Genomic DNA, 5,329 nt, shown 5'->3' with positions numbered 1-5,329 from the left:
CCACGGCCCCGTTCGTCTCACATGTTAAGACGCCATCCCCTCATAAAAGACTTTGCAGCCACCCTGGCGTAGACGGTTAGCTCAGGTTTGACGTTTAGCGTGGGGTCCTTCGGCCGTGATCTGCTGGTATGTGGCCGGCGTCTGTTCGCTTTCGAGTCCAAGGATGGTCCTGAAGGCTGCCATCGGTGTGCCCCGTCGGTTGTAGCGGAAGACGAATTCATCCAGATATACCTGGAGGTGTTCATTGCTGACTGATCGGTGGGTGCCGCGGAGCCATGATTTGAAGTTGCTGATGGCCCGGTGGACGCGCGGCATGACGGGGTCCGGGTCATCGGCCTTCCGCGCGGCGCGTTGGGATCGTGGACGGTGCTCGTAGCCCTTCTTGGCCAAGGGTACGTAGCCCATCCAGCCGTCCGTGTGCACAATCGAACCGGGCGCCACGTTCTCGACGACGAAGCCGCACAATGTCTGGGAGGTGGCATCGTGGATGACTTGCATCCGGACGCGTCCGGAGCCTTGCCCGCGCACTTCTACCGCGACGATGACTTCTGCGGCTCTGGCAGTCAGGCTGCGGCCTCCGCGCCGGCCAGTTGCCCGGCCCCCAACTTCACATTCGTCAACTTCCACTTCACCAGAGAGCATCTTGCGAGTGGGGTCTTTCATGGCGCGGCGAAGTTTGTGCAGCATGGTCCACGCTGTTTGGTAGCGAGTCAGGCCCAGCTGACGCTGAAGCTGCACGGCGGAAATGCCGGGGGTTCCGGTCGTCATCAAGTACGCGGCCCAGAACCACAGCTGTAACGGTGTATGCGTCTTGTGCAACACCGTCCCGGCGGTCAGCGACGTCTGGCGGTGGCAGCCGGAACATTCCCAAGTACCTCGCGCGGAAACCGGCCAGGCTTTCTGGCGATGGCAGCGCGGGCATACGAACCCCTCTGGCCAACGACAGGCAAACAGATAGTCCAGGCACGCCTGTTCATCGACGAACCGCGCCTGAAACTCCAAAATCGTCCTCGGAAAATCTGTCCGACCCATGTACCAATTTTACCTGAGCTAACCGTCTACGCACTATCCGTTTTATGTTGGACTCCTTGTTATGCCGACAGTGATGGCATCGGTGCTGGTCAGAGCAATTTTCCTACGGTTCTTGTCGGCATAACTCGACGGGGTCATCCTGAAGCTTCCATATCTTCGAGGAGGCTCAAATGTATGATCCCGATCTTTCCAAGGTTCGTTTCACCGGTCCGTTGGCCAAATTCGCTTCGGGTTGGCGAGAAGTTTTGGTGGCCGAGGGCTATGCGGCGTCTTCGGCTGCCGTCAAGCTCCAGCTCGCTGCGCATCTTTCCCGATGGCTGCAGGAAAACAAGTTCGAGGCTTGGGATTTGACGGAGCCGGTCATCAAGGCATTTTTGGTGGAGCGGAGGGCGACTTATACCCACCTGATCTCGCTTGAAGCCTTGGGTCCGTTCTTGGAGTACTTGCGTGTATTGGGGGTTGTTCCTGATCTGGAGCCTCGTTTGCCGGTGACAGATCAGGAAATTCTGTTGGCTGAGTATCAGGACTATTTGTTGGTGCGCCGGGGTTTGAGTACGCCGGTGATCACAGCTTATGGGCATTGGATCATGCCCTTTCTCGACTATCTCCAGGATGTGGGTTGCCAGGTGAAGGACGGCGAGCTGGATGGCGAGATCATTGCCGCCTACCTTGTGAGCCGGCTGGTGGGATTGTCGCGGAAGTCGGCGAAGATGACGACCAGTGTGTTGCGTTCATTCCTGGGGTTTATCCACACTGCGGGGTACAACACTGCGTCCTTGGCCACGGCAATCCCGCCGATTACTGCGTGGCGGCTTTCGGGCCTGCCTCAGCCCCTGACCCGGGAAGAAACAGCTGCATTGTTGGCTGCAGCGGACAGGACTACCGATGCGGGGAAGCGAGATTACGCCATTGTGTTGCTTCTATTGCGGACGGCTCTGCGGTGCCAGGAGGTGGCAGTGATGAGCCTTGATGACTTGGATTGGGGCTCCGGTACCGTGGTCATTCATGGCAAGGGAGGCCGGGTTGATACCGTGCCAGTACCTATCGATGTCGGGACCGCATTGGTCGACTACCTCCGGGAGGCGCGCCCGCCGGGGCTTGAATCACGTGAGGTATTCATCCGCCTGTGCGCTCCATATCGTGGCCTTACACGTACAAGCGTGACTTGCATTGTTGGCCGTTTGGCCAAGAAGGCTGGTCTGGGCACCGTGCACGCCCACCGGCTCCGTCACACGGCGGCTTCTAACGTCCTCAACGCAGGGGCCAGTATGGAAGAAGTCGCGCAGTTTTTGCGCCATGCCAGTACAGAGACATCCACCATCTACGCCAAGACGGACATGACACGCCTTTCCGGCCTTTCACGCCCCTGGCCAGTGGCAGGTGAACGGGCATGAACAAGCTACCGGAGATGGTCGAGCAGTATCTACAGATCCGACGGGCACAGGGCTCCACCGCCGTGGATGTCGGACGGATCTTGGCAAAGTTTTGCGACTACGTTCAGGCATCGCAGGATACGGCCCTGACCGTGCAGCTCGCCGTGGGATTCGCCACGGACAAGGAAGGGCTATCGGATAGAAGCATCGCTCTGCGCCTATCGGCAGTGCGTGGGTTCTGTCGCTGGGCACAGACGATAGATCACACAATCGAGGTCCCGCCTGGCGGGCTGCTGAAGGCCCGCAAGAGCCGCAACGTTCCCTATATCTACACGCCGGAAGAAGTCAGTGAACTCCTTGATGCTTCTCTCAGACTCCACCCGAGTTTTAGGGCGAAGACCATGGCGGTTCTGATTGGGTTGATGGCGGCGACAGGGATACGTACTGGTGAAGCGTGCGCCCTGGACATCGGAGACCTCAACCCGGTGGCCAGCACGCTGAGGATCACCGGTAAGTATGGAAAAATCCGGCTACTTCCTCCACACCCCACAACCATGACAGCACTGAAGGCCTACACAGAGTTCCGGACTGGCCTCGCCCCTGCCGCCAACTGTCCCGCATTGCTGGTCTCCTCCCGAGGCAACCGGCTACGTGCAACTCACGTTGATGAGAGCTTTCGGGAAATTCTGACACATACCTCGTTGAGTCAACACTCGCGCAAATGCCGGCCACGGTTGACAGACCTTCGCCACACCTTTGCCGTGAACACGATGCTGGATGCCTACGCCAGCGGGCAGGACCCCAGAAAGATCTTGCCCGTACTTTCCACCTGGATGGGGCATTCATTGCTTGCAGACACGTACTGGTATTTGGGCTGCACCCCGGCGCTGATGCGGGCCGCGGCACAACGACTAGAAAGTGAGGAGTCATGAGTGCGTTGGCCCCAACTCTTCAATCGTTTTTCACCGTGCGGCTGACCAGCCACTACGGAGTCAGCCCACACACGGTAGAAGCCTACCGGGACGCTTTCAGGCTGCTGCTCGCTTATGCCCACCAATCCACCGGCACGCGGCCCTCAGACCTGGACCTAGGCCAACTGGACGCCGACCTGATCACCGGGTTCCTTAACTATTTGGAAGACGAACGTGGAAACACCATCCGGACCCGCAACGCCAGGCTGGCCGCCGTGCATTCCTTCGCTACCTATGCCAGTTACAAGCACCCCGAGCACGCGGCCGTGCTCAGCCAGGTCCTGGCGATACCCCGGAAACGGCAACATCAGGCGGAGATTACCTTCCTCACCAAGGATGAAACAGAGGCACTGCTGGCCGCCCCAGACCCTGATACGTGGATCGGGCGCCGTGACCGGGCACTGCTCTTGGTTGCCATCACCACAGGGCTTCGGGTCGCCGAGCTGGCCTCACTCACCGGCGCCGACATTCACCTGGGCACCGGCCCGCACGTGACTTGCGACGGGAAAGGACGTAAAGACCGCACTACCCCTCTGACCGCCGCGGCCGTGCGGCTACTCAGGGACATCGACACGGACCACGCACAGCCGGCAGCCTTCGTCTTCGCTACTCGAAACGGCCACCAGTTAAGCAGGGACGCGATCGCTGCCCGGGTCAACCTACACGTGGACAAGGCAACAGCTACCTGCCCCACGCTTGCCGCTAAGAACGTCACACCGCACGTGCTCCGACACACGGCAGCAATCCGTCTACTCGATGCAGGCATCGACGTGGCGATGATCGCCATATGGCTCGGCCACGCTGGGATCGAATCCACCCAGCCCTACCTGCACGCCAACATGAAAATGAAGGAGGACGCTCTGAAAAGGACAACACCATTGAACGTACCCACCGGCCGCTACAAGGCCTCTGACGAACTCCTCGCCTTCCTCAACGGACTCTAGTTATGCCGACAAGAACCGTATGAAAATTGCTCTGACCAGCACCGATGCCATCACTGTCGGCATAACAAGGAGTCCAACATAAAACGGATCCATGACCGGAACAGCGTCGGGTAGTTCATCGGCGGCGGCGCTTTTGAAACCGGAGAACCCATCCATGGCCACGACCTCAACACAGTCCCTCCATGCCTGCGGGCGTCCCTGCAACCAAGTGGCGAAGACTTGCTTTGAGCGGCCCTCGACCATGTCCAGCAAGCGGGAAGGACCGGTTCCGTCCCTGATCGGGGTGAGGTCAATAATGACGGTGACGTACTTCTCCCCTCGTCGGGTGTGCCTCCAAACATGCTCATCAACACCAATGACTTTCACCCCGTCGAAACGGTAAGGGTCATCAATGAGTACACGCCGCCCTTCGGCCAGAACAGCCTTGTTAGCCGTCTTCCAAGTGACCCCAAGGCCTTCAGCGATCCTGGCCACGGTGAGGTGTTGACACACGATTCCCTCCAACGCCCAGCGCAGCCCACGGCGAGAAAGCTTCGATCTCGGATCGGCCGCCTTCGTGGTGTCTTGCCGCCACACATGCCGGCAACCGGTGCACTGATAACGGCGGATCCGCACCAACAACGTTGTAGGACGCCAACCGAAAGGTTCATGGCCGAGCTGGCGGGTCACGGTATCGCGAGGGACTCCTTGGGATCCGCACCGGTGGCACCAATCATCGGGATCAACAACACGGCAGGCAAGGACCGCACGATCCGGGCGGACATACTGCCCGGTCACCTCAAGTCCGAGGCCATCAAGACGGCAAAAAGTAGTCAGGTCAGGGCATTGAAAGGTAGCGTTGAACACGAGGGCCTTGCTGTAGAAAACGAGATCTTAGACGATCTGATTCTCTACCAAGGCCCTCACCTACACCGAACCGACCGCCGGCACTCGGAAATCTCACACGGCAACCCGACTACACTCTGGATTCGGAAGAGCCATATATGGATCCACTTCACATGAAAAATAG

At 59.1% G+C, this 5,329-nt stretch carries 4 protein-coding genes and 1 pseudogene; 3 read left to right on the top strand and 2 right to left on the bottom strand.

Annotation, left to right across the window (positions count from 1 at the left end; translation table 11 throughout):
• Window positions 1–81 precede the first annotated feature (81 nt).
• The gene (locus AAGW05_RS18305) at window positions 82–1,032 is read right to left on the bottom strand and encodes an IS1595 family transposase (RefSeq protein WP_411805992.1); all 951 of its coding nucleotides are present in this window, start codon (window positions 1,030–1,032) and stop codon (window positions 82–84) included.
• A gap of 170 nt (window positions 1,033–1,202) precedes the next feature.
• On the opposite strand from AAGW05_RS18305, the gene AAGW05_RS18300 reads away from it, so the two are divergent.
• The 3 genes from AAGW05_RS18300 to AAGW05_RS18290 are packed head-to-tail and all read left to right on the top strand — an operon-like array spanning window position 1,203 to window position 4,320.
• Window positions 1,203–2,426: a tyrosine-type recombinase/integrase gene (locus AAGW05_RS18300; RefSeq protein ID WP_411805991.1), complete on the top strand. Its 1,224-nt coding sequence runs from the start codon at window positions 1,203–1,205 to the stop codon at window positions 2,424–2,426.
• A complete protein-coding gene (locus AAGW05_RS18295) occupies window positions 2,423–3,337 on the top strand; it encodes a tyrosine-type recombinase/integrase (RefSeq protein ID WP_411805990.1) in 915 nt (304 codons plus the stop codon). Before AAGW05_RS18300 ends, AAGW05_RS18295 begins: the two co-directional genes overlap by 4 nt.
• Window positions 3,334–4,320 (top strand): tyrosine-type recombinase/integrase, encoded by a 987-nt coding sequence (locus tag AAGW05_RS18290; RefSeq protein WP_411805989.1) that lies wholly within the window; start codon window positions 3,334–3,336, stop codon window positions 4,318–4,320. Before AAGW05_RS18295 ends, AAGW05_RS18290 begins: the two co-directional genes overlap by 4 nt.
• A gap of 75 nt (window positions 4,321–4,395) precedes the next feature.
• Here AAGW05_RS18290 and AAGW05_RS18285 read toward each other — a convergent pair.
• Window positions 4,396–5,166 (bottom strand): annotated as a pseudogene (locus AAGW05_RS18285) (ISL3 family transposase); the annotation flags it as partial.
• Between the last annotated feature and the right edge of the window lie 163 nt (window positions 5,167–5,329).

Source organism: Arthrobacter sp. LAPM80 (genome assembly GCF_046736435.1).
Lineage (GTDB): Bacteria > Actinomycetota > Actinomycetes > Actinomycetales > Micrococcaceae > Specibacter.
Note: the sequence above shows the minus strand (reverse complement) of the source record. Positions and strands in the feature narration are given on the sequence as shown.

Coding starts and splice junctions, on each gene's coding strand:
- AAGW05_RS18295 (WP_411805990.1), top strand. CDS start 2,423: ATGAACAAGCTACCGGAGATGGTCGAGCAGTATCTACAGATCCGACGG.
- AAGW05_RS18300 (WP_411805991.1), top strand. CDS start 1,203: ATGTATGATCCCGATCTTTCCAAGGTTCGTTTCACCGGTCCGTTGGCC.
- AAGW05_RS18305 (WP_411805992.1), bottom strand. CDS start 1,032: ATGGGTCGGACAGATTTTCCGAGGACGATTTTGGAGTTTCAGGCGCGG.
- AAGW05_RS18290 (WP_411805989.1), top strand. CDS start 3,334: ATGAGTGCGTTGGCCCCAACTCTTCAATCGTTTTTCACCGTGCGGCTG.